The organism is Flavobacterium daejeonense DSM 17708 (assembly GCF_000425425.1).
GTDB lineage: Bacteria > Bacteroidota > Bacteroidia > Flavobacteriales > Flavobacteriaceae > Flavobacterium > Flavobacterium daejeonense.
Genome location: NZ_AUDK01000001.1, coordinates 183,710 through 208,446 on the forward strand (window position 1 = coordinate 183,710; position 24,737 = coordinate 208,446).

Consider the following 24,737-nt stretch of genomic DNA (forward strand, 5'->3'; position numbering starts at 1 on the left):
TTTGTACTCATTTATTTATTATGCCAAACAAAAAAAAATCATACTTTTACAATCTAATTATTACAATTAAACTCAAACAACAATGTTTTTTAGGTATCTTCTCCTGATTATTCTTTTCAACCTATTTCTTTCCAATTCTGTAAACGCCCAACCCAAAAAAGGAGAATACATTAATACTTCTATTGGTTTGGGACTAAGTACTTCCTATTATGAAGAAGAAGGTACAGGAACTGGCTTTTATGCTCAGGCTGAATATGCAAAAGGAATAACAAAATGGATTGGCGTAAGATCTTACGCAGGAATTTTACTTACCTCAGGAGACAAAACTAATGAGAATGGAGATCCAACCGAATACAGAATAAGCTCTAAAGCATTTTCATTGGGTGGAAAAATTCGTGTTGCAGCACCTATTCCTTATGTTGCTCCTTTTATCGAGTCAGGAATTGGGGTATCTATTGGTTCTTTTCAAACTTACACTCCATCCACTAATCTCAAAAAAAATGGTGTTTTGATGCATATTCCATTTTCATTAGGATTAGCGGTTGGGCGTAAACATAGTGTAGATATTGCATTAAGTTATTATTTCTATCCATCCATGAAACAAATTTCAGGTGCTTTTGCCGCAGGTGTTTCAATTCCTATAAACAATTAATTTTTTGAAATAATTGAAAATGCCTCAAGGAAACTTGGGGCTTTTTTCATATGATTATTTCAATTAAAAAACAAAACACAGTTAATAAGCTTTATAATTCGATTACTTCTGTAGTGTTAAAAAACACCGAATTACATTACCAAATAAAATTAGTATATTTGAAAAAACACTGTTTTTTTGTTAAACAAAAAATAAAAGCCTTCCTGAATTCTAAGAGAAAAATCTACCTGAAAAATGAGAGTAACTACATTATTTAAAGAATTTTTCGATAGTGAAAAATCCAGTGGAATTGCCTTAATAGCCTGCACACTGGCTTCATTATTTCTGACAAATTCGAGTTTTGGAGACAGTTACCAAGATTTATTTCACATTAAAATAGGCTCACACAGTATTGGACATTGGATTAACGATGGACTAATGGCTATTTTCTTTTTACTTATTGGTTTAGAACTGGAAAGAGAAATTTACAAAGGAGAACTTTCGAGCATTAAAAATGCCTTGCTGCCTATTTTTGCGGCACTGGGCGGAATTGTTGTTCCGGCAGGACTATACCTGCTATTTAATTACGGAACTCCCACACAATCCGGAGCCGGAATTCCCATGGCAACCGATATTGCTTTTGCCTTGGGCATCCTCTCCCTTTTGGGGAACCGTGTACCTGTAACGCTAAAAATATTCCTAACCGCTCTGGCCGTTATTGATGATTTAGGAGCAATCATTATCATTGCTATATTCTATACCAAAACCCTTCATCTAAACAATTTATTTATAGCTTTAGGAATTTTTGCTTTACTCTTAGCTTTCAACCGATTAAAAGTGAGAAACCTCACCCCCTACCTGATTGGCGGTGTAGCCATGTGGTATTTTATGCTTAATTCTGGGATTCACGCTACAATTAGTGGTGTTTTATTGGCTTTTGCCATTCCGTTTGGTAACGGAGATAAAAACTCTACTTCTTATATTTTACAGGATTTTTTACACAAACCGGTGGCTTTTATCATTTTACCCATTTTTGCATTAGCCAATACAGCCATTCTTCTTAGCGGAAATATTCAGGAAACTTTAACTCAAAATTACAGCATCGGAATTCTGCTTGGTCTTATTGCGGGGAAACCATTGGGAATTTTTATTTTATCCTATGCCACAGTCAAACTGGGATTTTGTAAACTCCCATCAGGACTTAGCTGGAAAACTATTTTTGGAGTTGGTCTTTTGGCGGGAATCGGTTTTACCATGTCCATTTTCATTACTTTATTGGCATTCGAAAATGAAACAATCATTAACAACGCTAAATTGGTCATTTTAATTTCTTCCCTAATTGCAGGATTACTTGGCTTCTTCACTTTAAAGCAAACTTTAAAAAAATAAGTTTCAGATATCCCGATACATTTTTCGGTACTTAGAGGGTGACATCTGCACAAACTTATTAAACTGTCTATTGAAGAAACTCAAATTATTATACCCTACTTTATAACCTATTTCCGATGCCGTTAAATCAGTATTAATCAACATTTTGGTCGCCATACTTATTTTATATTCATTAATAAATTCAAAAAAAGACTTGCGAAAGGTTTTCTTGAAAAAACGACAAAAAGAATCCTTATTCATCGCTATTTTTTGAGCAACATCTTCCAGAGTAATCTGCCGATTGTAATATTCTTTGACATAATTGTAAATCAAATTGACCCGCTCGCTTTCTTTCACCGTCAAATTGGTCGTAAAACCTTCTCCTGCCAGACAACTATGATGAGCTTTGGTCAATTCCTGTAAGATTTGCAAAAAAGACAGCAATCGCTCAAAAGGAGGTAAATCGATTAATTCCAACATCTTTTTTTCGACCAACAGTGCCTCTTCTTTAGGAAAATGAATTCCACGTGAGGCCAATTGCATCATTTGCCTGATGTGCTGAAACTCTTCTTTTTCTAACCAAGGAGTAAGCAAATCTTCATCCCATTGAATAATAATACAGCGCACTTCTTCCTTTTGTTCTCCAACCGTTTTCCAACAATGCGGCAAATTAGAACCCACTAAAACCAAATCGCCGTATTCAAAATTGGCCATATTATCCCCCACATACCGAATCCCGCTACTCCCCAAAATATAAGTCAGTTCATACTGCGGATGAAAATGCCAGGAAGCGATAAACTCTTTTCCTTCAAAAATACTGGTTCGGAATGAACTCCCGGGCGAGGGACTAATACTTCGATATTCTGCTTTCATAGACTCTAAACGAATGTAAAACTGTAAAAATAACACTATTTTGAATCAATATAGTGTTTAAAATTGCTTTTATGGTGTAAATAGTGTTTATTTAAAAGTTGTACTATTGCAAATACTAAAACAACAACTGCATGAACTCATCTATCGCCATCAGAGACGTAAAACTATACAAAGCCTCTACCACACTTAAAAAACCAATTGCCGACGCTACCCATACGCTAACCGAAATCTCCTTTATCGTGATGAGAATCCAGTTGGAAAACGGTATTATTGGAGAGTCGTATTTATTGTCTTTCCAATATTCACCAAATGCGATTGTAGGTGCACTGAAAGATATTATTCCGGTTATCAAAGGTTATAATACCAATGAAACTTCGGCTGTTTATCAAAAATTGGACGATTTAGCCGAATATTTTGGAAACCAAGGGCTATTGCGTTGGGCACAAGCGGCTATCAATATTGCCATGTGGGATGCCTGGGGAAAAACTTTGGGACAACCTATTCATAAAATTCTGGGAACACACAAAGAAAAAGTTTCTATTTACGGAAGCGGCGGCTGGATTTCCTATTCTATTGACGAATTGATCGAAGAAGTAACCAATTATGCCAATCGCGGATTTAAAGCCGTAAAAATAAAAGTAGGTTCGCCAAAAGTGAATACTGATGTCGAGCGTTTGCGTTTAGTGCGCGAAGCCGTGAGCGACAAAGTCGATATCATGATGGATGCCAATCAGGGAATGGATTTGCCATCAGCCATGAAACTGGCTCGTGAAGCCAGAGATTTAAACATCAACTGGTTTGAAGAACCGATTCATCACCAAAATTTTCAGGGTTATGAAATCCTGAAAAACCAAACCGGAATTTCACTGGCCATGGGAGAAAGAGAATTTGATACTTTGCCGTTGAGAGAATTAGCTACCCGAAATGCTTTGGATATTTGGCAACCCGATATTTTGCGCATTGGCGGTGTCGAAGCCTGGAGAGAAAGCGCCGCTTTGGCAAAAAGTTTCCATCTGCCGGTGCTGCCACATTATTACAAAGATTATGATGTGCCGCTGTTGTGTACCATTTCTAACGGTGTGGGCGTGGAATCTTTTGACTGGGTCGATCCATTGATTGACAACCCAATGGTTATTCAGGATGGTTTTGCCAAACCGCACGATTTACCGGGCTGGGGATTCAGTTTTATCGATGACCGAATGACTGAAATTAAATTATAAAACAATTCATTTTTTTATACAAGCAGTTTAAAATTGGAAGTATCAACACTCCCTTTTTTAACTGTTTTTTTTTGGGTTCATTTATCGCCAAACTCAACTTTATTAACTTTTTCACAACCGTCACTTCGAGTGATTTTAAATCATATTGCGACAGCTATATGATTTAAAATTGTATCGAGAAGCTTTCTTCCTCTAAGGGTTCTCGATACATTTTCCTTCAAAAAAAGCTATCCCCAGCTGGCGCGAGCAAATAACTAAAACAAAGTTTCAATTCTTCAACAATCGAAAATTTGTAGGTGTCATTGTGGTGTGTTTTTTAAACAAACGCGTGAAATAAGAGTAATCCTCATAACCTAATGCAAAAGCAATTTCGTTAACCGTCCAGTTTTTATCCAATAACATACGCTTGGCTTCGAGAATAATGCGATCTACAATCACTTCGGTGGTTGTTTTTTTTAGGGTATCTCTGCAAATTCGGTTCAGATGTTTCAAACTGATATGGAGTCCGGAGGCATAAAAAGCAGCCGACTTTTGCTCTTTATAATGTTGCTCTAACAATTGTTCCAACTTTTTAATCTTTACCTGGTAGGAATGCGCTTCCTGCACATAAACTGCGTTATATTTTCGAGCCAACTCAATGTGAATACTGTCCAAAATATTCATAATCTTATCCTGTTTCCACAATTGCTCCAATTGCATCTCGACCACCAAATTTTCAAAATAAGCCAAAACCGTTTCCATTTCGGGTTTTTCCAATAGAATTTCGGGATTATTTTGAACCGAAAAATAAAAAGGATAATCATCAATTTTCTTTTTCCCAAAATACAGATTATACATTTCGGCGGTATAAAAAACAATGTAACCTTCTATATCCTCGGACAAAACCCAATGATGCATCTGTCCCGGTTGCAACACAAAAACACTTCCGGCTTTGATTTCAAATCGGTTAAAATCAATTTCATGAACGCCGCTTCCATGAGTAAAGAAAACCAACAAGTAAAAATTATGACGATGGGGTTTTTCTATAAAACTGTGGTTAATTAAATGATTCTTAAAAGTATTGACATACAAATCACTATTGACCGAATTGCAATTAAACTGTTTGATACTATAGACAGGATACTTTTTCATTATAAAAATGTCTTTTTTGTGCTAGAATAAGCGAATATAGAAAATAGCCGGCACATGGATAATAAATACCTTTGAATAAAAAATAAGAGTCATGTCAAATTCACTTCTTCACATCCTAAACAACGATTGTCCTCATTGTCATCAGGGAAAAGTTTTTAAAGAAAAATCTATCTTTTTCAAATTCAGTTTTCCTAAAATGAACGAATATTGTCCGCATTGTCATTATAAATTCAAAAAAGAACCGGGTTATTTTTTTGGTGCTATGTATATGAATTACGGGCTGACAGTTGCGCAGGCAATTACTACTTATTGTATCGCGCAGTTTTTCTTTGAAGAAACATTTGACCTGAGAATCATCCCTATCATTATGACTGTTATTATCGTTCTGGCTACTTTTAATATCCGATTGTCCCGACTATTATGGATTTATATGTTTAAGAATTATTCGAGTTAATAAAATAACAAACTATTCAGAGTTCGGTTATTGTTTTAGTAAAAAATCAATAGGAATAAACCACCCCGCCCGTCGGGCACCCCTCCCAAAGGAGGGGAATAAAAAAACCGCTTAAATGTCTTTTTGACAAATAAGCGGCCAAACAACTAACCACCAAATAAACTTTAATTCTTATTTATAAGCTTCATTTTGCGTAATCACATCCGGATTTTGATTAATTACTAAAAACGGAATTGGCAATAACAAATCATCTTCTGTCTCAATAGTGATGTTTTTGCTACTGTTTTTAATCACTGTTATAGCTCTCCCGGTTCTGATTAAATCAAACCAACGGTGAAATTCGCAGGCAAACTCCACCTGTGCTTCGTGCTCTAAAGCCAAAGCCAGGGTATTGTATTGCGCCGGATAACCTATCGCTCCATAAGCTGGCAAATTAACTCGGGCACGAACTTCGTTCAGGTATTTTGCATCATCCGTTGCTTCGGTAAGCATTAAAAGTACATCCGCATAACGCAACACAATAAAATTATTATCCGAAGCTTCTCTTAATCCGGCAACAGGCGCAGTGGCATCTTTCCATTTAATGGTGAATTTTACATCTACAAATGAATTATTAGGCGTTGTATATCCGTTTTGAATAGAAATATCACGTCTTGGATCGCCTGTTTCATAAGCATTCCATAAATCATCAGTAACCTGATTAAATCCCCCTCCCCAGGCTGTAACCACACGGTTATCTACCGGAGTAAACATAGCCCAATACAAGCTGTAAGGATTAGAAATGCCTCCTTTATACTGAATTTCAAAAATTGACGAAGCGCCATTTTTCTTTGTTTTATCCCATAAATCAGCATAAGGAACCAAACTAAATTTACCATAGACTTTCAACAAAGCTTCAGCTGCTTTTGGTTTATCTCCAATAGTTAAATACACTTTACCTAATAAAGTATTAGCCGCTTCCTGACTGGCAGCCCCAACAAAACGCTGACTTGTTTTCACGGGTAATTTAGCCGCAGCAAATTGAAGATCGGCAATAATTTGAGCATAAACCTGATCTTTTGGTGTGCGTCCTTTGGCATAAGAATCAGCCACACTTAAAGGAGTAGTAACCAACGGCACATCGCCCCAGGTACGAACCATATCAAAATAATACAAAGCGCGTAAAAACTTTGCTTCACCAATTAAAGCATCTCTGGTTGCAAAATCCAGTTTTTCAGCATTAACGATTAAATTATTTACAATGTAAATAGCTTTATAATAATTGTTCCAATAGTTGTACACCAACTCATTATCGATGGTCATGGTGTGCAATTCGAATCCTTCATAATCCTGAATCCTTCCGGCAGCATTATCACTATAAGCGTTATCCGACATCAATTCGCCGTAAAAAGAAGGCAAACTTTCCGGTCCATACAAAGTATAAAGTGAATTATAAGCCGACCACAATCCTGTTTCAATATCTTCCTTAGATTTATAAAAATTCTCTTCATTGGCATTAGAAATAGGTGCTTTATCCAAAAAATCCGAACTACATCCTAACAGGAATAAGTTACAGAATAGCAGGGTATATAGTATTTTTTTCATGTTCTTAAGTTTTAAACGTTTATCAAATTTTTAGAAACTGATATTTACTCCGGCTGTAGCTGTAAATGGATTTGGATAAGCTCCATAATCAAAACCAACCATTACACCCGATTGATACGTACTTCCTTCCGGATCATAACCTAAATAATCAGAGAACACATGTACGTTTTCCATATTTACATAGAATTTTACATTGCTTAATTTCCATTTTTCAACTAAGCTTTTTGGTAAATTATATCCTAAACGAATATTTTGAATACGAACAAACGAACCATCTTCAACCCAGTAGCTTGAACCAAAATCACGAACCGTTGTTGGCAACATACGAGGTTTTGGTGTCATTCCGTCTCCAGGATTAGCATCGGATTTCCAGTAATTATTTACCACCGAATACATATTACGGTTACCACCACCAACACCTGATTTTAAATAACGGGCATTGTGATTCAAAATTTCTCCACCTTGTGAACCACGTAATAAAACAGAAAGATCAAAACCGGCGAAAGAAAAATTATTGGTCAATCCCCATTGGAAATTAGGTTGGTAATTTCCTAAATACGTACGGTCGTTAGAATCAATTTTACCGTCCTTGTTCACATCTCTCACTCTTGGATCTCCGGCTTCACTGCCTGCCCATACCGGATAAGCCCCACTGTCTAATTCGGCTTGCGACATAATTACCCCGTCAATTACATAACCATAATACATCCCGATAGGTTTTCCAACCGCTGTACGCGATGTCATACTACTTACGTTAATATCAATTGGCGCATCATTTACGCCTAATTTCACCACTTTATTTCTATTGGCAAAAATATTAAAGTCGGTACTCCACTTGAATTTACTGTCAATATTTTGCGTAGTAAGATTTACTTCAAATCCTCTGTTTTCTAATTCTCCGATATTAGTCAAAGTTGACGAGAAACCGGAAAGAATCGGGATTGGCACATTAAGCAATAAATCTTTTGTTTTCGAATAATAAATATCTCCTGAGAATTTTACACGTCCGTTTAAAGCACTAAAATCAACACCAAAGTTGGTTTGACCAGTTTTTTCCCATTTCAAATTTTTATCAGCAAAATTGGAAGTATAAATTCCCTGATTTACTGTTCCGGAACTCACATAAGAATTATATCCTAAAACTCCGATGGAACCGTAATTTGGAATTTGATTGTTTCCTGTTGCACCATAACTCAATCTTACTTTCAAATTACTGATCCAGGCAACATCTTTCAGAAAATCTTCTTCCGAAATACGCCATGCCAACGATCCCGATGGGAAATAACCCCATCTGTTATTAGCTCCAAAACGGGAAGAACCATCCGCTCTGATTGCTGCCGATGCCAAATATTTTCCTTTATAAGAATAATTTGCACGAGCCAAATAAGAAACCAATGACCAATCTTCCGAGAAAGTATTTCCGGAATTTACCACACCGGCATTCAAAGTATGTACCAAATCATTTGGAAAATTTCCTGCGGTCATGCTGCTGGTATCCAAAGTTTGTTCCTGAGCCGAAAATCCTGCCAAAACATTTAAATTGTGATTTTCATTAAATGTTTTGTTGTAATTAAGCGTTGTTTCTGAAATCCAGTTGTTGGATTGCAAGGTTTTAAAATCAGCCTGAGCCGGAACCCATCCGGAATATCCCCAGTTTTGACCGGCATTCCAATAGAAATTATGAACGGTATTTTCGATATTAGAACTCGCAGATGTTTTTAAAGTCAAGTCTTTAATAATATCCCATTCGATATAAGAAGCAACAGTAGAAATATTAGTTGTTTTTTTAGCAGTCGCTTCTCTGGTTAAAGAATAAGGATGCCAAAGTTGGAAACCATATTTTGTAAATGTGTTCCAAATAGATGCAGGATCTTTAAACCCAAGACTTCCTGTTTCTACATAAAGCGGAAAAAAAGGATCACTTTGCAAACCTAAACTTACCACGTCACTTTTTCCTCCGGTACCATAAGGCGCTTCTTTTACACGGCTAAGACCAATATTTAGCCCCATGCGAACATTATCACTAAATTTATGTTTCAAATTGGATCTTAAATTAATTCGGTCGTAGGTATTTCTGTCAACAACACCTTCTGAGTTTATATAACCCATAGACACCATAAATTGCGTTTTTTCATTTCCTCCGGAAGCTGACAATTGCATATTACTGCTGTGAGCGGTTCTAAACATCACATCCTGCCAATCGGTTCCGTTACCGATACGCTCTAACCACACCGGATCGGAAAATTCTACAGGCACCGTTACATTATTTCCTCTTACAGCCGATGGATTGGCTGCTACAATGGTTGCCCAGGAATTATTTCTGGCAGCGGAGTTGAATGCAATAAATTCAGAAGCATTCATCATATCCGTTTTACGATTCACACGTGAAATACCCGTTTCAAAAGTGGCATTAATTTTAGTTTTCCCGGCTTTTCCCTGTTTGGTAGTAATAATCACAACCCCATTAGCCCCTCTGGAACCATAAATTGCTGCCGAAGAAGCATCTTTCAAAATATCGATAGACTCAATATCATTTGGATTAATGGAATTCAACGGGTTTCGGTTGTAACTCAAATTACTTCCTGCACTAATTCCGGTATCTGTCGAATTCGTCGTATTGTCTTCCAATGGAATTCCGTCAATTACATAAAGCGGAGTCGTTCCGGCATTAATAGAAGATGCCCCACGCACTTTAATCGTTGGCGCCATACCAGGAGCTCCCTGAGATTGTGTAATTTGCACCCCGGTTGCCTGTCCCGCAAGAGACTGAAGTACATTGCTATTCGATCTTCCTTCTAATTTTTCCGCTCCGATAGAAACTACTGAACCTGTTAAATCTTTTTTCTTAACCGATCCGTATCCCACCACAACAACTTCTTCCAGTTTAGCAGAATCTTCGTCTAATTTAATCGCAATTTTGCTTTGACCGCCTACTGCAATCTCTTTGGTTTTGAAACCAATATAAGAAACCACTAAAATGGCTTTGTCGCTTTTTACTTTTAATGAAAAATTACCATCAAAATCAGTTTGAACACCGTTTGTAGTTCCTTTTTCAACCACATTTACTCCGGGTATTGGTTGTCCGGAAGCATCGGTAACTTTTCCGCTAACTGTTTTTTGCTGAACAATAGTAACTTCAACAACTGTTTTTTCTTTAATAAAAATCGTCTTATCATCCGTCAATTCAAAATCTAAATTATAAGTTGAAAGACACTGCTGTAATAATTTAGAAACGGCAATAGTTCCTTTTTTTAAGCGAACATCCGGAATGTCTTTGAAGAATTTTCGTGGATAAACAAAATTTAAATCTGTTTGTTGTTTTATAATCTTAAAAACCTCGTAAATAGTTACCGACTGGTCTTTTTCTATAATTACATTCGACTGTGCAAATGTCCGACCTATATTAAGGCAAAAAACATTGGTACACCACAAAAAGATAAATGCTCTCAAAACAGTTCCTTTAAGCTTTTCTCCAAAAAGAGTAAAGCCCTTACGTACTTTAATTTTCATAATTTTTTGGTTTGGTTGGTTTTACAAATTGGCTAATAAAAACAGGCAGAAACTAACGCACGGGAGTTCATTAGTACTTCTCTTTCGTTTTTTACTCTAGAATTACTTGTTTGTCTTTTATTTCATAGTTTTTAATAATTTTAAAATTTTTAATACTCTTTAATATTTCGTCTAAGGATTGGTTTTTCCTTAACACTCCATCGAAAATTTCGTTTTCGATTGCTTTATTTTTGAAAGTAAAATCAAAATCATACCAACGTGATAATACTTTCATCATGTCTCTGAGGGTAATTTTCTCAAAACTAAACACACCTTCTTTCCAGGAAATCTCATTGTACACATCGATATTTTTCACCAATGCATTATTAGTTTTCAAATCGAGTTTTAATTGTTGGTTGGGCGCTAATCTTTGTTTTCCATTTTCCATATTCACATCCACCTTTCCTTCAACCAAAGTGGTGTAACTATTCGTTTCATCTTTATAAGCTTTAATATTAAATTGAGTACCAATAACATCAACTTCCTGTTTACGGCTTAAAACTTTAAAATGAGCCCCTTTATGCATCGTACTTGGCGACACATCGAAATAAGCTTCTCCGTAAACCAATTCTACTGCTCTTGTTTTTCCTTCAACAAAGGCTACCGGAAATTTCAATTGGGTCTCCGAATTCAACCAAACCCGTGTTCCATCCGATAAGGTAATGCTGAATTTTCCGCCTCGTGGAATAGTCAGATAATTATAAACCACCTTAACAGTGCTGCTTTTATTAGACGCATAAATCAAAGCTTCGCCATTGCATTTGGCATTTTGTGTTTGCAAAGAAGTTCCGTTTACCAACACAATTTGCTTTCCATTGCTTAAAGTAAGCGTCGCTTTATCCGTTCCCGGTTTTAGTGAATTAGTATTTTGTTTAACTATTGCCGGCGTAACTTCCATTTGTTTTTGAGAAACGATATCCTTGAAGAAATAAGCTGTAGTTAAGATTCCGATAAAAAGGGCTGCCGCTGCCGCATATTTTACAAAACGGGATTTCTTTTTAAAATCTAGTTCAGGTCTCTTTTTAGAAATCGCCAATATTTCATTCTTAATACGTACAGCATCTGCCTCATTCATTAATGGTTTTTCATTTAAAATAGCCAAAACCTCCTCCACAGTTGGTAGTTGATTGGAATCAGTCAAACTTTGAAAATAACGCACCACTTCATCAACCTCCTTTGGAGAGCATTGATTCAGAATGAACTTTTTTAACAAATTTTGAATGTGAATATCGTGTTGCATAATAAACGTTCTTATATATAATACAGATGAAAAATATAAAAGTACTACTCCATGTTATTATTTTTTTTGAAAAACAAAAAAAATAATAACAAAACATAAGTAATACGAAAAAATAAAAAATAAAAAAAAGAAAATAAACCCAATAATCAGGAGTCGATTATTCTAACCAACGAGAGGAAATAAGGGTAATTAAAAGCGTAACATCGCCATGAGTTTCCAAAAAATTTCTAATCTCTGCCAAAGCCTTACTCATCTGACCTTTTACAGTACTTACAGAGATATTTAATTCTTTACTAATTTCCTCGTAACTCATTTCTTGATTACGGGACATTTCAAAAATCATTCTGCGTTTAGGCGGTAATTGTTCTATTGCCTGAGTTCTTATCGCTTCATAATCTGCTTCGGCAATAGTATCCTCAATAGGACTATATGATTTTTGACTGGTATAAAACACTTCTTCTTTCAGCTTATCACTGTTCGCTACTTTACTGATAAGATTAAATGTTAGATTTCGTGTTATGGTAAACACATAAGATTTAAAAGACAAGTCCGGATTAAGGCGGTCCCGGTGCAGCCAGATATTTAAAAATACATCCTGAACGATTTCTTCAGCAAGCGCATTATTTTTAAGCATGCTCAAACTATAAGCATAAACATCATTACAAAATATATTAAAAAGCTCACTGAAGGCTTTTTCATTTCCTCCAATGAGTTCTAAAATCAACAACTTATTATTAATTCCCTTTGTTTCTGACATTTTGCAACTCGCCTTTTCCATTATCAAACTACTGATTTGCTACAAATTCACTTCTTTTGAATTAGAATTCTTATTTTCAAGCTTTATCATTGCTAATATAACAATTTCAACCACATCACTAATTAAAAGAAAGTTTTAATTCCAAAAAAAACAACAAATAACAAATTTTCACAAAAAAAGTAACTATCAAATATTGCATTAACCAAATTCAAAACTATTTTCCCCTATTTAATGACTATCTTAGCAAGATTAAATTTTTAAAAAAGTAACATGCCTTTGATTATAGACAGTATTGAAAAACATGTTTTGCTCACTCCCGAAGAAAAAGAGCTTTTTGCAAGCAAACTCGAAATACAACAACACAAAGCCAAGACTATTTTGTTAAGTCCGGGCGAAATTTGTCAATATTCCTATTTTGTAAATTCGGGTGTTTTAAGAAGTTTTAACATCAACGATAATATTGTGGAACATGTATTGCAATTTGCCTGCAAAGGCTGGTGGATTGGTGACATGTACAGCCTTATTTCGCAAAAACCCGGCAATCTGTTCATTGAAGTTTTAGAAGACGCTGAATTGGTTTTACTTTCCAAAGAAAATCAGGAACAACTGTATATCGAAATTCCAAAACTGGAACGTTTTTTCAGAATTCTTATCGAAAATTCATTAGTTGCGCATCAGGAACGCCTGATGGATAATTTAAGTTTATCAGCCGAAGAACGCTTTGATAAATTTTGCAAAAGATACCCGGATTTAATGCAAAAAATTCCTCAGAAACAAATTGCTTCCTATATAGGTGTCACACCGGAATTTTTCAGTAAAATGAAATCCCGAATGCTCAAAAACAAAATCTGAATACTTTCTTAACCTAGGTTAAGCACAAAAGGCCTTCTATGGTTGTAAATTTGTAAGGTAATAATTTAACAACTAATAAAAACACATACATTATGGCAACTACAGTTTTACATAAAGCAGACACAAGAGGACACGCTAATCACGGATGGTTAAACGCTTATCATAGTTTTAGTTTTGGCAGCTGGTACAATCCCGACAGAGTACATTTTGGAGCACTTCGTGTTTTGAACGACGATACCATTGCTGCCGGAATGGGTTTTGGAACACATCCGCATGACAACATGGAAATCATCACCATCCCTTTTGAAGGCGATTTGGCTCACAAAGACAGCATGGGAAATGCCGCCACCATTAAAAGCGGTGACGTTCAGGTGATGAGTGCCGGAACCGGAATTCAACACAGCGAATTCAATCCTAATCACGACCAGCAAACCAAATTATTCCAAATTTGGCTGTTCCCAAAAATGCGCAATGTAACACCACGTTACCAACAAATTACCTTAGACAAATCTTTAGAAAAAAATGATTTTGCACAAATTTTATCTCCAAATCCAGAGGATGCCGGCGTTTGGATTCATCAGGATGCCTGGTTTTATTTAAGTGATTTTGACAAAGATTTTTCAAAAAAACTAAGCTTACAAAAAGCCGATAATGGTTTTTATATTATCAATATTGAAGGTAAAATTGAAGTAAATGGTGAAAAATTAGAAAAAAGAGATGCCATCGGTCTTTGGAAAACTCCTGAAATAGAAATCAAAGCCACTACAGCAGCTAAATTTTTAGTGATGGAAATCCCGATGAATTACTAAATAAAAGAATAATGGAAGAAGTTTTAGGTGTAGAATACAACGACAAAAAAGGCTATTTTTATGTAAAAATAAATGATAGTATTGAAGCAAAAATGACGTTTGTTTTTGCAGGACCTCACAAAATCATTATCGATCACACCGAAGTAAATCCGGGACACAACGGAAAAAACTTTGGAAAAAGAATGGTTGAAAAAGCGGTTTCATTTGCCCGTGAAAAAAACCTAAAAATTCTTCCATTGTGTCCATTTGCGAAAAAAGTTTTTGACAAAACACCTGAATACAACGATGTTTTGTAAACAGTATAAAAATTCATTTATTAAAGTTTGACATGAAGAATTTACTAGAAAAAGATATTGTTGGAAACATTGGCACACAAAAATATTTGTGTACCATTTCCTGGCGCAATGGACAACTCATCATGGATGAACCCGAAAACAATGGAGGGAAAGATTTAGGACCTGATCCATTTTCGGCACTTTTAGCTTCTTTGGCCAGTTGCACACTCGCTACTTTGCGCATGTACATTGACCGTAAAGATTGGAATATTCCAGAAATCAATGTTCGCATTAACGCTGCTCAGGAATTAGATGGTGAATTTGAAACTGTTTTTTCCAGACATATTTCTTTTTCAACTGAAATTACTCCCGAACAAAAGGAACGACTGGCAATAATTGCAGACAAATGCCCTGTTTCTAAAATATTAAAAGGAAAAGTAACTATTAATACCCAACTGTAATCATGGATCCAAAAAACATTACTAAGGAGTACACTAATGGTGAAGTGACCATTGTATGGCAATCGGCTAAATGCATCCATTCCGGAAATTGTGCCCGCAACAATCCTGACGTTTTCCAACCCAGAGAAAAACCCTGGATTAAACCCGAAGCTTCTTCTTCCGAAAAAATAATCGAAACCGTAAACAAATGCCCTTCGGGAGCTTTGACCTATTTTTTGAACAAAAAATAAATCTTTTTCAATCCTAAAAAAGCGTTACTCAAGGTGACGCTTTATTTATTTTTACCGATAAAGAAAAGATAAATACTGTTTTTGCAAATTTTTAAGAAGACAATATTTAATTTTGATTCAGAAAAAAATCATTTATGAAACTACTTATCGTTGAAGACGAACCACATCTTTTATCCATCATACGAAGAGGACTTTCGGAAAACGATAATGAAGTAAGCGTTGCTCAAAACGGAACAACTGCTTTAGAAATGATTTTAAACGAAGATTTTGATGTGGTTATTCTGGATATCATGTTACCGGACATTAACGGAATTGAAATTTGCAAAAAACTCCGTGCCGAAAAAAACTTTGTTCCCATCCTGCTTTTAACCGCTTTAGGGACTACTGAAAACATTGTGACGGGACTCAATTCGGGAGCCGATGATTATTTGGTAAAACCTTTTAAATTCACCGAATTAGAAGCCCGAATCGCTGCTTTGGCCAGAAGATCCAACCAGAAACACCAACCCAATAGTCTGATTCAGATTGACGATTTGGAAATTGACAATCGTGCTAAATCGGTAAAAAGAAATGGCGAAGTCATTCAGTTAACCGCCAAAGAATTCAAATTATTACAATATTTAGCCAATAATCCTGAAATTATTTTGTCCCGGGAACAAATTCTCGACAATGTCTGGGGCATCAGTTTTGACATGAACACGAATGTAGTTGATGTATATATCAACTATTTAAGAAATAAAATAGACAAACCCTTTCAAAACAAATTAATCCACACCATCAAAGGTTTAGGTTACATTTTAAAACCCTAATTTATGCAAATCAGAAAGAAAATAACCATTACTTATATTGCCCTTTCGGGTTTCAGTACCTTGCTGCTTTGCATTGTTATTTTTTCTCTTTTTAAGCAAAACAACCAATATTATTTCATCAAAAGACTTCAGGATCGAGCCAAAATTGCTTCATCTGCCTATTATCAGAAAAATCTTGTGCATCAGGATTATTTCAAAGATTTCAAAAAAAAGGGCTTAGAAGAACTAGTTGAAGAAAAAGATTTTGTACTGAAAGTAAGCAGTAAAAACACTTTTGAATACAACACTGATTTACATCTTCCGCCGGAATTTTACCATACTATTATGAAAAAAGGTTCCAGCTGGACTGAGGAAAATCATCGTTATTATTACGGACAAATTTTTAGCGAAGGCAACCAAAGGCACATTGTAATTGTAACTGCCATAGACCGTCGCGGAAGTACCAGTATAATTTACATTTTGCAGATATTAATTTTTGGAGGAATTGGTTTTATCATAGTCGCTTACTTTTTTGGAAAATTTTTAGCCCGAAGGGTAATCAATCCGATTGCCCGAATCACTAATGAAGTACATCGTATTAGCGCTTCTAATTTGCACAACAGACTAGCGGATGCCGAAGGTAACGACGAAATTTCAGATTTAACGAAAACCTTCAACGACATGCTCGACCGACTGGAAACTTCGTTCGAAATTCAGGCTAATTTTATCAACAATGCTTCGCATGAACTCAAAACACCAATTACGACTATTATTGCCGAAACGGAAATCATGCTTTTGAAAGAAAGAAAAACCGAAGAATACATCTATTCTTTGGAAAACATCAACAAGCAGGCTTCAAAACTGGGAAATCTTACTGAAAGTCTTTTAAAATTGACTCAAACCGGCTACGACGGAAGGAAACAGGTTTTAGATATGGGTCGGATTGACGAAATTCTTTTAGAAGTAAAAGCTTCTATCGACACTCTTTTTCCAGATAATCGCGTGAATATCAAACTAAACAACATTCCGGAAGACGACACGCTTTTGACCATTCCCTGCAACAGACCGCTGTTGGAATTGGCTTTAAATAATATCATTTCCAATGCCGTGAAATATTCGGATAACGATGAAGTTTTTGTCAATCTTTCGGTAGACAAAACGAAAATTAAAATCGCCATTACCGATATTGGAATTGGAATTCCTCCGGAAGATATTCCTTATCTTTATGAACCTTTTTTTAGAGGAAAAATTGCCTCAAAATACAACGGTTACGGATTGGGTTTACCTTTAGCTATGAAAATTATCCGCATGCATAATGGCGAACTTCAAATACAATCGGAAACCGGAAAAGGAACAGTTGTAAATATTACTTTCGAAAAAAGCAATCTTAAAAACGCTTAGAAAAGCTAATTTTCAAAAGATTACTTTATTTCTTAACCTAGATTAAGTGTTTCAATAATAGTGTCGCTGTAAATTTGTTTTATCAAATTAAAACAACAATAAAAACATATAATTATGGCAACTACAAAATGGGCAATTGACGCTACACACTCAGAAATTGGTTTTAAAGTAAAACACATGATGTTTACTAATGTTTCCGGAAAATTCAACGATTACGAAGCTACTATTTCGACAGAAGATGATAACTTCGAGAATGCCAATATTGAATTTGAAGCCAACATCGATTCGATTAGCACCAATAATACCGACAGAGACAACCACCTGAAAAGTGGTGACTTTTTTGATGCTGAAAACCATCCAAAACTGACTTTCAAAGCGACTTCATTTACTAAAAACGGTGACGATTATGAAATTGCAGGCGATTTAAGTTTGAGAGGAATAACCAAATCAGTTACACTTCCGGCTGAATTCAGCGGATTGATGAAAGATCCTTGGGGAAACACCAAAGCCGGATTGAACATTTCCGGAAAAATAAATCGTAAAAACTGGGGATTAAACTGGAATTCGGCTTTAGAAACCGGAGGCGTTTTAGTGGGAGAAGACGTTAAATTGAGCATCGAATTGCAATTGGTAAAACTATAAATTGATTTCAAACCTTATTGATTCATTCGAAAAACCACTTCACTTTTCAAAGAGTGAGGTGGTTTTCTTTTTCTCAAAATTTATGATTTTCAAAAAATCCTAAAAAAAACATTACTTTTGCATCCCGATTGACTAATTTTCAATCTTTAAATAATGTCACCCTGAGCACAGTCGAAGGGCAAATTTTTAAATTAAAAAAATATGAAAGCATACGTATTTCCGGGTCAGGGAGCTCAATTTACAGGAATGGGTAAAGACTTATATGAAAACTCTCCATTAGCTAAAGAATTGTTTGAAAAAGCAAACGAAATATTAGGTTTCCGCATCACAGACATCATGTTTGAAGGAACTGCTGAAGAATTAAAAGAAACTAAAGTTACCCAACCTGCTGTATTTTTGCACTCGGTAATCTTAGCTAAAACCTTAGAAGATTTCAATCCTGAAATGGTTGCCGGACATTCTCTTGGAGAATTTTCAGCCTTAGTTGCCAATGGCGCTTTGTCTTTTGAAGACGGATTAAAATTAGTTTCCCAAAGAGCTTTAGCCATGCAAAAAGCCTGCGAAATTACACCATCAACAATGGCTGCAGTTTTAGGATTAGCAGATAACGTTGTGGAAGAAGTTTGTGCTTCTATCGATGGAGTTGTAGTTGCTGCCAACTATAACTGTCCAGGTCAATTAGTAATTTCAGGAGAGTTTAAAGCAGTCGAATTGGCTTGCGAAAAAATGAAAGAAGCCGGAGCCAAACGTGCCTTGTTATTACCTGTAGGAGGAGCTTTCCACTCGCCAATGATGGAACCTGCAAGAGAAGAATTGGCAGCTGCTATTGAAGCGACAACTTTCTCTACTCCTATCTGTCCGGTTTACCAAAACGTAACCGCAAACGCCGTTTCGGATGCAGCTGAAATCAAGAAAAACTTAATCATCCAACTGACTGCTCCTGTAAAATGGACACAATCAGTACAACAAATGATTGCTGACGGAGCAACATTATTTACTGAAGTTGGTCCCGGAAAAGTATTAACCGGATTAATTGGAAAAATCAATAAAGAAGCGGTTACGGCCAATGCTTAAATAGTACTCAGTCATCAGTCCCGATAGTTATCGGGATTAGATTTCAGTAATTATATAGAGAATCCTCATCAACTTAGGTTTGTGAGGATTTTTATTTCATACAATTGTCTTCCAAAATTAGCTTTTGGAATTTTAGCTATCTTTGTTTTAAGAATTTCTTTTTATGATTTCAAATTTACGAACCGTAAACGTTATCCGTTACATCACACCGCTCCGGGAAGGTGGTTCCTTACCTGCCTTAGCCGAAGCTGATGACGACTTTAAATATGTATTAAAATTCAGAGGTGCCGGTCATGGCGTAAAAGCTTTAATTGCTGAATTCTTAGGTGGTCAAATCGCTAAATTTCTAGGGCTTCCGGTACCTGAATTAGTTTTTGCCGAACTGGATGAAGCTTTTGGAAGAACGGAAGCGGATGAAGAAATTCAGGATTTATTAAAATTTAGTCAGGGATTAAATTTGGGATTGCATTATTTATCAGGTGCTATTACTTATGATGCAGCGGCCAATGATTGTGAGGCGTTATTAGCTTCAAAAATTGTTTGGCTAGATGCTTTCATCACTAATGTTGACAGAACTTTCAAAAACACCAATCTTTTAATTTGGAAAAAAGAACTGTGGATCATAGACCATGGAGCTTCCTTTTATTTTCATCATTTCTGGATTAATTGGGAAAAAACAACGCAAACTCCCTTTGCCTTGATTAAAGATCATGTTTTATTGCCAAAAGCCTCCAGACTTGAAGAAGCGCATCAGGAATTTACCGCTGCATTAAACGACGCTGTTTTACAGGAAATTGTCAATCAAATTCCGGAAGACTGGTTGCACTGGGAAGATCAAATGTTAACGGCAGAAGAGATCAAAGCCGTTTATTTTCAATTTTTAAGCATGCGTTTAAAGAACGCCGAAATATTTCTAAAACAAGCTCAAGATGCACGAACAACACTTATATGAATATGCTGTCATTCGTGTAGTACCTAAAGTAGAACGCGAAGAATTTATTAATGTAGGATTGATGCTTTACTGCAAACGTCAAAAATATTTACGTATTCAGTATCAAATTCCAGCAAAAAAAATTCGTCTTTTTTGCAATGAATTTGATTTGGACCAACTCAAAACAAATTTAGATTCTTTTGTGGCTATTTGTGAAGGCAAAAAAAATGCAGGACCAATTGCACAATTAGAAAAAGACGAGCGTTTTAGATGGCTTACAGCAGTTAAAAGCTCCAGTATACAAACTTCAAGACCACATTCGGGTTTTAGTAGCAATTTGGATCAGACTTTTGAAAAATTATATTCTGAATTAGTTTTATAAGAAGAATTGTTTTTATAAATACATTCCTCGTAAGCGGAAGTTTAAGAGGATTTATTTATATTTGAAAGACAAGGTTTAAATACAAATCTCAAATATCCTACAAATGAAAAAAACAATTTTAGCAGCAGCTTGTATGCTGATTGCAATGGCTTCCTGCCAGGACAAAACAAAAGACAAAATTAAAGATGCTAAAGAGGCTGTTGGAGCTGAAGTTGAACAAAAAATAGATACTGTGAGCAAAAAAGTCGATACTGCCATTGATTCTACTCAATCAAAAACAGCTAAAATCCTTGAAAAAGGAGCAGAAAAAATGGATAAAGCTGCAGAACAATTAAAAGAAGCTTCTAAAAAATAATCCAAAAAAAATCCCAAATTACCAGTCTGGTAGTTTGGGATTTTTACTTTTATAGCTTTTTTTTACTGAGGTAATTTAAACGCCTGTCTCGCTATGAGCAACCACTTGTTTTTTTGCTTTTGCCAAACCAGTACGTTACCAATTTTGATATCTTTTTCAACACCGCTATCTTTAGTATGTGCTGCCAGATTATGTCTTACAATAGCAACATCTCCGGTAATTTGAATGCTTTGATTTTGAAATTCTATCGTCACAAAATCCGATTCTCCATTGAGTAATTTTTCAATGAAAACTTTTTGATCCTGAAGTACACCACTGGAATGTCCGTAACTTAAATCTTTTGAAGTTAGGGATTTCAAACCTTCAACAGTTGGATCGATTAAAGCTTTGCGCAAAGCTTCTACTCTGTCAGCGACCACTTTTTCTTCTTTAGCAATACTAGCATTTTGGGCCCAATTTGAAAAAGAAATCAAAAACAACGCAAAAACAAACAAGGATTTTTTCATATTTATTGATTTAAAAATTCTAAAACAGAATCAGTTATAAATTGGATTTGTTCATCGTCTAATTCCGTATGCATTGGCAACGAAATCACTTCCTGAACCAATTGATTAGTTACCGGAAAATCTTCTTCTTTGTAACGAACATCTGCATAAGCTTTTTGCGAATGCAAAGGAATTGGATAATAAATCGCACAAGGAATTCCTTTATTTAATAAATGTTGCATCAATCCGTTTCTGTCTTTACCAATAATCCTCAAAGTATATTGATGAAAAACGTGATTATTTTCATTTGCATCAAAAGAAGGAATAATAATATTTGGATGCGATCCTAAAGCCACATTGTACTTGCTTGCAGCCAATCGACGGGCAGTGTTATAATTATCCAAAAATGGTAATTTAGCATTCAAAACCGCAGCCTGAACACTGTCTAACCTTGAATTCACCCCTACCACATCATGATGGTAACGCTCGTACATTCCGTGATTGACAATTCCGCGAATAATGTGTGCCAATGCATCGTCATTCGTAAAAATTGCACCTCCATCACCGTAACAGCCTAAATTTTTAGACGGAAAAAAGGAAGTCGCACCTATATGACCAATAGTTCCTGCCTTAGTTTTTGTCCCTTTTAAAGAAACATAATCCGCACCAATAGCCTGCGCATTATCTTCGATAACATACAAATTATGCGCTGTAGCCAGTTCCATAATCTCGTCCATATTAGCTGCGCGACCGAATAAATGTACCGGAACGATCGCTTTTGTTTTAGGCGTGATCGCAGCTTTAATTTTTTCTAAAGAAATATTCATGGTATCCACATCCACATCTACCAAAACCGGTGTTAGTTGCAACAAAGCAATCACCTCCACAGTAGCTGCAAAAGTAAAATCGGCAGTAATTACCTCATCACCCGGTTTTAAACCTAATCCCATCATCGCAATTTGCAAGGCATCGGTACCATTAGCACAAGGAATCACATGTTTTACTCCTAAATAATCTTCCAAAGATTTTTGAAACTGATGCACCTGAGGACCATTAATATAAGCTGTATTATCCAAAACTTCCTGAATAGAAGTGTTAACCGTAGCAGCAATTTTATCGTATTGACTTTTTAAGTCAACCATTTGAATTTTCTTCATTTCAACTGTATTAAATAATTAGAAAGTTGTTGTTTTTACACTTATTAATCAACAACTAAACTTTCACAAAAGGGAAACAAAAATAGCTATTATTGACTTCAAACCAATGTTTTTAAGCCAAAGAAAATGTATTTTAGCCGCAAAAAAATTCCCAATGCTTTTTCTATACAATATCCTCATTACAATTACCGCACTTTTGCTAAAATTCGTTGCGCTATTCAACCCAAAAATAAAATTGTTCGTTGCCGGCAGAAAAACAGTTTTTAAGACGCTTTCGCTAAAAATAAACGGCAACGATAAAACCATCTGGTTTCACGCTGCCTCTTTAGGAGAATACGAACAAGGTTTACCGGTTATTGAAAAAATCAAAGAAAAATATCCTTCCCACAAAATTGTTTTGACTTTCTTTTCCCCTTCTGGTTATGAAGTTCGTAAAAACAATACCATTACCGATGCCACTGTTTATTTACCTTTGGACACCAAAAAAAATGCTCAAAAATTCTTAAAACTCGTTCATCCGGAAATGGCTTTCTTTATTAAATATGAATATTGGCCAAATTACCTCAACGAACTCCATAAATTAAAAACTCCCACTTATTTAATTTCGGGGATTTTTAGAGAAAACCAAGTGTTCTTTAAATGGTACGGACAATTTTACCGCAATGCATTAAACACATTTACTTTCTTTTTTGTCCAAAATGAATTATCCAAAAAACTACTAAATCAACTTAACAAAACCAATGTCATTGTTTCAGGCGATACTCGTTTTGACAGGGTTGTCACTATTTTAGAAAAAAACAACACTTTAGATTTTATTTCTACATTTAAAAACAATACAACGACTATCGTTGTTGGAAGCTCCTGGCCCAAAGACGAAGAATTACTTATTGACTACATAAACACTACTACACAAAAAGTCAAATTCATAATTGCTCCGCACAACATCAAAAGTGAGCAAATTGAAAAATTAAAAAATACCATCAACAAGAAAACAGTTCTCTTTAGCGAAAAAGAAAATAAAAATTTAGCCGATTTTGAGGTTTTTATCATTGACACCATCGGGATTTTGACCAAAATTTACAGCTATGCCAACATTGCCTACGTAGGCGGCGGTTTTGGAAACCCGGGCGTTCACAATATATTAGAACCAGCCACTTTTGGTGTTCCCATCGTTATCGGCCCTAACTATTCGCATTTTGCAGAAGCTGTCGATTTAGTAAATCTTGAAGGCTGTACAAGCATCAACAACAATCAGGAATTATCCGAAATTTTCAACAGCTTAATTACAGAGGAAACTCATTGTAAGAAAAAAGGTGGTATTTGTAAAAACTTTGTAAATAAAAATAAAGGCGCCACTTCGCTGATTTTAGAAAAAATAGCAACTCTAAATACTAAAATCGAGTTTTAAACGAACCGAAATAACTTATCCTCTTTCTATTTTTCCTTTTGAAAAAAACTTTTATAACCTTCTAACTAAATCTCAAAAATCAAGGTTTTTAATAACTGTTTTCTCAAAAAAGACATTCTTAGATTTGAAAATTCACAAAAAACGGCTTCCTAAAAGAAAACACAACCATAAAACATTTAAAATCAAAACATTAAAAAACAGCTTTTTTTAGTATTTATTAAAAAAACAAAGTGATTTAAACTGCAATATATAATCATTAAATTAGACCAATTATCCGCAAAATATAATCGAATAATATTTAAAAAAAAAAAAATGAAAAAATATTTTACATATCAAAAATTTTATATCTTTGCCTCGAATTAATAATTAACCTTTTATAATAAAGTAAGATGAAAAAAGTATTTTTAAGTTTAGCTGTAGTTGCTGTATTATCTGTTGTATCTTGTAAAAAAGCTGAAGCTCCTGCTGAGGAAGCTGCTGCTGACACAACTGCTGTAGAAGCTGTTGACACTGCTGCTGTTGCTGCTGATACTGCTGCTGTTGCTGTTGATACTGCTGCTGCTCCAGCTGCTGAAGCTCCTGCTGCTGAGTAATTACTAAACTACAGTAAAAAAAATCAAGCCGTTACAATGTAACGGCTTTTTTTATACCCATAAATTCCCAACAAAAAGAATTAGTTT

26 protein-coding genes are annotated in these 24,737 nt (G+C 35.4%); 18 read left to right on the plus strand and 8 right to left on the minus strand.

Features of this window, described 5'->3' with window-relative positions:
- Nucleotides 1–82: 82 nt before the first annotated feature.
- Together H599_RS0100765 and nhaA are read left to right on the plus strand one after the other, a co-directional pair.
- On the plus strand, nucleotides 83–652 hold the full coding sequence (locus tag H599_RS0100765; RefSeq protein ID WP_026712368.1) for a hypothetical protein: 570 nt from the start codon (nucleotides 83–85) through the stop codon (nucleotides 650–652).
- Between the two features lie 234 nt (nucleotides 653–886).
- On the plus strand, nucleotides 887–2,020 hold the full coding sequence (gene nhaA, locus H599_RS0100775; RefSeq protein WP_026712370.1) for a Na+/H+ antiporter NhaA: 1,134 nt from the start codon (nucleotides 887–889) through the stop codon (nucleotides 2,018–2,020).
- A gap of 3 nt (nucleotides 2,021–2,023) precedes the next feature.
- Here the strand turns inward: nhaA and H599_RS0100780 are convergent, their stop codons facing one another.
- On the minus strand, nucleotides 2,024–2,872 hold the full coding sequence (locus tag H599_RS0100780) for an AraC family transcriptional regulator (protein WP_026712371.1): 849 nt from the start codon (nucleotides 2,870–2,872) through the stop codon (nucleotides 2,024–2,026).
- Between the two features lie 131 nt (nucleotides 2,873–3,003).
- Here H599_RS0100780 and H599_RS0100785 point away from each other — a divergent pair, with 131 nt between their 5' ends.
- A complete protein-coding gene (locus H599_RS0100785; protein ID WP_026712372.1) occupies nucleotides 3,004–4,092 on the plus strand; it encodes a mandelate racemase/muconate lactonizing enzyme family protein in 1,089 nt (362 codons plus the stop codon).
- A 267-nt stretch (nucleotides 4,093–4,359) separates the two neighbouring features.
- On the opposite strand, the gene H599_RS0100790 is transcribed toward H599_RS0100785, so the two are convergent.
- Nucleotides 4,360–5,223 carry an AraC family transcriptional regulator gene (locus H599_RS0100790; RefSeq protein ID WP_026712373.1) on the minus strand — a complete coding sequence of 288 codons (864 nt, stop codon included), beginning with the start codon at nucleotides 5,221–5,223 and terminating at the stop codon, nucleotides 4,360–4,362.
- A 91-nt stretch (nucleotides 5,224–5,314) separates the two neighbouring features.
- Here H599_RS0100790 and H599_RS0100795 point away from each other — a divergent pair, with 91 nt between their 5' ends.
- Nucleotides 5,315–5,677 (plus strand): DUF983 domain-containing protein, encoded by a 363-nt coding sequence (locus H599_RS0100795; protein ID WP_026712374.1) that lies wholly within the window; start codon nucleotides 5,315–5,317, stop codon nucleotides 5,675–5,677.
- Nucleotides 5,678–5,848: 171 nt separating this feature from the next.
- Here the strand turns inward: H599_RS0100795 and H599_RS0100800 are convergent, their stop codons facing one another.
- The 4 genes from H599_RS0100800 to H599_RS0100815 all read right to left on the minus strand — a co-directional run bounded on the left by H599_RS0100800 (nucleotide 5,849) and on the right by H599_RS0100815 (nucleotide 12,807).
- Complete coding sequence (locus H599_RS0100800; RefSeq protein ID WP_026712375.1) at nucleotides 5,849–7,261, minus strand: RagB/SusD family nutrient uptake outer membrane protein; 1,413 nt, start codon at nucleotides 7,259–7,261, stop codon at nucleotides 5,849–5,851.
- A gap of 30 nt (nucleotides 7,262–7,291) precedes the next feature.
- A complete protein-coding gene (locus H599_RS18955) occupies nucleotides 7,292–10,771 on the minus strand; it encodes a SusC/RagA family TonB-linked outer membrane protein (protein ID WP_051590588.1) in 3,480 nt (1,159 codons plus the stop codon).
- Between the two features lie 91 nt (nucleotides 10,772–10,862).
- Nucleotides 10,863–12,050, minus strand: coding sequence for a FecR family protein (locus H599_RS18960; RefSeq protein ID WP_051590589.1), 1,188 nt, complete (start codon nucleotides 12,048–12,050; stop codon nucleotides 10,863–10,865).
- 157 nt (nucleotides 12,051–12,207) lie between these two features.
- Nucleotides 12,208–12,807, minus strand: a complete 600-nt coding sequence (locus H599_RS0100815; protein WP_026712376.1) for an RNA polymerase sigma factor — start codon at nucleotides 12,805–12,807, stop codon at nucleotides 12,208–12,210.
- Nucleotides 12,808–13,077: 270 nt separating this feature from the next.
- On the opposite strand from H599_RS0100815, the gene H599_RS0100820 reads away from it, so the two are divergent.
- The 12 genes from H599_RS0100820 to H599_RS0100875 all read left to right on the plus strand — a co-directional run bounded on the left by H599_RS0100820 (nucleotide 13,078) and on the right by H599_RS0100875 (nucleotide 21,007).
- Nucleotides 13,078–13,659, plus strand: a complete 582-nt coding sequence (locus H599_RS0100820; RefSeq protein ID WP_026712377.1) for a Crp/Fnr family transcriptional regulator — start codon at nucleotides 13,078–13,080, stop codon at nucleotides 13,657–13,659.
- Between the two features lie 92 nt (nucleotides 13,660–13,751).
- A complete protein-coding gene (locus tag H599_RS0100825; RefSeq protein ID WP_026712378.1) occupies nucleotides 13,752–14,468 on the plus strand; it encodes a pirin family protein in 717 nt (238 codons plus the stop codon).
- Nucleotides 14,469–14,479: 11 nt separating this feature from the next.
- A complete protein-coding gene (locus H599_RS0100830) occupies nucleotides 14,480–14,764 on the plus strand; it encodes a GNAT family N-acetyltransferase (protein ID WP_026712379.1) in 285 nt (94 codons plus the stop codon).
- A gap of 32 nt (nucleotides 14,765–14,796) precedes the next feature.
- On the plus strand, nucleotides 14,797–15,204 hold the full coding sequence (locus H599_RS0100835) for an OsmC family protein (protein WP_051590590.1): 408 nt from the start codon (nucleotides 14,797–14,799) through the stop codon (nucleotides 15,202–15,204).
- Between the two features lie 2 nt (nucleotides 15,205–15,206).
- The gene (locus H599_RS0100840) at nucleotides 15,207–15,434 is read left to right on the plus strand and encodes a (4Fe-4S)-binding protein (RefSeq protein WP_026712381.1); all 228 of its coding nucleotides are present in this window, start codon (nucleotides 15,207–15,209) and stop codon (nucleotides 15,432–15,434) included.
- 134 nt (nucleotides 15,435–15,568) lie between these two features.
- A complete protein-coding gene (locus H599_RS0100845; RefSeq protein ID WP_026712382.1) occupies nucleotides 15,569–16,243 on the plus strand; it encodes a response regulator transcription factor in 675 nt (224 codons plus the stop codon).
- Nucleotides 16,244–16,246: 3 nt separating this feature from the next.
- Nucleotides 16,247–17,623: a sensor histidine kinase gene (locus H599_RS0100850; RefSeq protein ID WP_026712383.1), complete on the plus strand. Its 1,377-nt coding sequence runs from the start codon at nucleotides 16,247–16,249 to the stop codon at nucleotides 17,621–17,623.
- A 114-nt stretch (nucleotides 17,624–17,737) separates the two neighbouring features.
- Nucleotides 17,738–18,265 (plus strand): YceI family protein, encoded by a 528-nt coding sequence (locus H599_RS0100855; RefSeq protein WP_026712384.1) that lies wholly within the window; start codon nucleotides 17,738–17,740, stop codon nucleotides 18,263–18,265.
- Between the two features lie 201 nt (nucleotides 18,266–18,466).
- On the plus strand, nucleotides 18,467–19,339 hold the full coding sequence (gene fabD, locus H599_RS0100860; RefSeq protein ID WP_026712385.1) for an ACP S-malonyltransferase: 873 nt from the start codon (nucleotides 18,467–18,469) through the stop codon (nucleotides 19,337–19,339).
- 163 nt (nucleotides 19,340–19,502) lie between these two features.
- Nucleotides 19,503–20,291 (plus strand): HipA family kinase, encoded by a 789-nt coding sequence (locus tag H599_RS0100865; protein ID WP_035140968.1) that lies wholly within the window; start codon nucleotides 19,503–19,505, stop codon nucleotides 20,289–20,291.
- Entirely contained in the window at nucleotides 20,269–20,652 is a 384-nt protein-coding gene (locus H599_RS0100870) for a DUF3037 domain-containing protein (RefSeq protein ID WP_026712387.1), read from the plus strand. Before H599_RS0100865 ends, H599_RS0100870 begins: the two co-directional genes overlap by 23 nt.
- A gap of 103 nt (nucleotides 20,653–20,755) precedes the next feature.
- A complete protein-coding gene (locus tag H599_RS0100875; RefSeq protein ID WP_026712388.1) occupies nucleotides 20,756–21,007 on the plus strand; it encodes a hypothetical protein in 252 nt (83 codons plus the stop codon).
- A gap of 62 nt (nucleotides 21,008–21,069) precedes the next feature.
- On the opposite strand, the gene H599_RS0100880 is transcribed toward H599_RS0100875, so the two are convergent.
- Together H599_RS0100880 and H599_RS0100885 are read right to left on the minus strand one after the other, a co-directional pair.
- Nucleotides 21,070–21,513 carry a nuclear transport factor 2 family protein gene (locus tag H599_RS0100880; protein WP_026712389.1) on the minus strand — a complete coding sequence of 148 codons (444 nt, stop codon included), beginning with the start codon at nucleotides 21,511–21,513 and terminating at the stop codon, nucleotides 21,070–21,072.
- Between the two features lie 2 nt (nucleotides 21,514–21,515).
- Nucleotides 21,516–22,649, minus strand: a complete 1,134-nt coding sequence (locus tag H599_RS0100885; protein ID WP_026712390.1) for a DegT/DnrJ/EryC1/StrS family aminotransferase — start codon at nucleotides 22,647–22,649, stop codon at nucleotides 21,516–21,518.
- Nucleotides 22,650–22,803: 154 nt separating this feature from the next.
- Here H599_RS0100885 and H599_RS0100890 point away from each other — a divergent pair, with 154 nt between their 5' ends.
- Together H599_RS0100890 and H599_RS0100895 are read left to right on the plus strand one after the other, a co-directional pair.
- Entirely contained in the window at nucleotides 22,804–24,057 is a 1,254-nt protein-coding gene (locus H599_RS0100890; protein ID WP_026712391.1) for a 3-deoxy-D-manno-octulosonic acid transferase, read from the plus strand.
- A gap of 389 nt (nucleotides 24,058–24,446) precedes the next feature.
- Nucleotides 24,447–24,650: a PG1828 family lipoprotein gene (locus tag H599_RS0100895; RefSeq protein ID WP_026712392.1), complete on the plus strand. Its 204-nt coding sequence runs from the start codon at nucleotides 24,447–24,449 to the stop codon at nucleotides 24,648–24,650.
- Nucleotides 24,651–24,737 lie beyond the last annotated feature (87 nt).

Bases quoted from the DNA above. Each gene is read 5' to 3' on its own strand.
- H599_RS0100885 (WP_026712390.1), bottom strand. From the start codon at position 22,649: ATGAAGAAAATTCAAATGGTTGACTTAAAAAGTCAATACGATAAAATT.
- H599_RS0100845 (WP_026712382.1), top strand. From the start codon at position 15,569: ATGAAACTACTTATCGTTGAAGACGAACCACATCTTTTATCCATCATA.
- fabD (WP_026712385.1), top strand. From the start codon at position 18,467: ATGAAAGCATACGTATTTCCGGGTCAGGGAGCTCAATTTACAGGAATG.
- H599_RS0100895 (WP_026712392.1), top strand. From the start codon at position 24,447: ATGAAAAAAGTATTTTTAAGTTTAGCTGTAGTTGCTGTATTATCTGTT.
- H599_RS0100850 (WP_026712383.1), top strand. From the start codon at position 16,247: ATGCAAATCAGAAAGAAAATAACCATTACTTATATTGCCCTTTCGGGT.
- H599_RS0100870 (WP_026712387.1), top strand. From the start codon at position 20,269: ATGCACGAACAACACTTATATGAATATGCTGTCATTCGTGTAGTACCT.
- H599_RS0100800 (WP_026712375.1), bottom strand. From the start codon at position 7,261: ATGAAAAAAATACTATATACCCTGCTATTCTGTAACTTATTCCTGTTA.
- H599_RS0100880 (WP_026712389.1), bottom strand. From the start codon at position 21,513: ATGAAAAAATCCTTGTTTGTTTTTGCGTTGTTTTTGATTTCTTTTTCA.
- H599_RS0100815 (WP_026712376.1), bottom strand. From the start codon at position 12,807: ATGTCAGAAACAAAGGGAATTAATAATAAGTTGTTGATTTTAGAACTC.
- H599_RS18960 (WP_051590589.1), bottom strand. From the start codon at position 12,050: ATGCAACACGATATTCACATTCAAAATTTGTTAAAAAAGTTCATTCTG.
- H599_RS0100835 (WP_051590590.1), top strand. From the start codon at position 14,797: ATGAAGAATTTACTAGAAAAAGATATTGTTGGAAACATTGGCACACAA.
- H599_RS0100765 (WP_026712368.1), top strand. From the start codon at position 83: ATGTTTTTTAGGTATCTTCTCCTGATTATTCTTTTCAACCTATTTCTT.
- H599_RS0100855 (WP_026712384.1), top strand. From the start codon at position 17,738: ATGGCAACTACAAAATGGGCAATTGACGCTACACACTCAGAAATTGGT.
- H599_RS0100785 (WP_026712372.1), top strand. From the start codon at position 3,004: ATGAACTCATCTATCGCCATCAGAGACGTAAAACTATACAAAGCCTCT.
- nhaA (WP_026712370.1), top strand. From the start codon at position 887: ATGAGAGTAACTACATTATTTAAAGAATTTTTCGATAGTGAAAAATCC.
- H599_RS0100890 (WP_026712391.1), top strand. From the start codon at position 22,804: ATGCTTTTTCTATACAATATCCTCATTACAATTACCGCACTTTTGCTA.
- H599_RS0100830 (WP_026712379.1), top strand. From the start codon at position 14,480: ATGGAAGAAGTTTTAGGTGTAGAATACAACGACAAAAAAGGCTATTTT.
- H599_RS0100820 (WP_026712377.1), top strand. From the start codon at position 13,078: ATGCCTTTGATTATAGACAGTATTGAAAAACATGTTTTGCTCACTCCC.
- H599_RS18955 (WP_051590588.1), bottom strand. From the start codon at position 10,771: ATGAAAATTAAAGTACGTAAGGGCTTTACTCTTTTTGGAGAAAAGCTT.
- H599_RS0100780 (WP_026712371.1), bottom strand. From the start codon at position 2,872: ATGAAAGCAGAATATCGAAGTATTAGTCCCTCGCCCGGGAGTTCATTC.
- H599_RS0100825 (WP_026712378.1), top strand. From the start codon at position 13,752: ATGGCAACTACAGTTTTACATAAAGCAGACACAAGAGGACACGCTAAT.
- H599_RS0100865 (WP_035140968.1), top strand. From the start codon at position 19,503: ATGATTTCAAATTTACGAACCGTAAACGTTATCCGTTACATCACACCG.
- H599_RS0100840 (WP_026712381.1), top strand. From the start codon at position 15,207: ATGGATCCAAAAAACATTACTAAGGAGTACACTAATGGTGAAGTGACC.
- H599_RS0100790 (WP_026712373.1), bottom strand. From the start codon at position 5,223: ATGAAAAAGTATCCTGTCTATAGTATCAAACAGTTTAATTGCAATTCG.
- H599_RS0100875 (WP_026712388.1), top strand. From the start codon at position 20,756: ATGAAAAAAACAATTTTAGCAGCAGCTTGTATGCTGATTGCAATGGCT.
- H599_RS0100795 (WP_026712374.1), top strand. From the start codon at position 5,315: ATGTCAAATTCACTTCTTCACATCCTAAACAACGATTGTCCTCATTGT.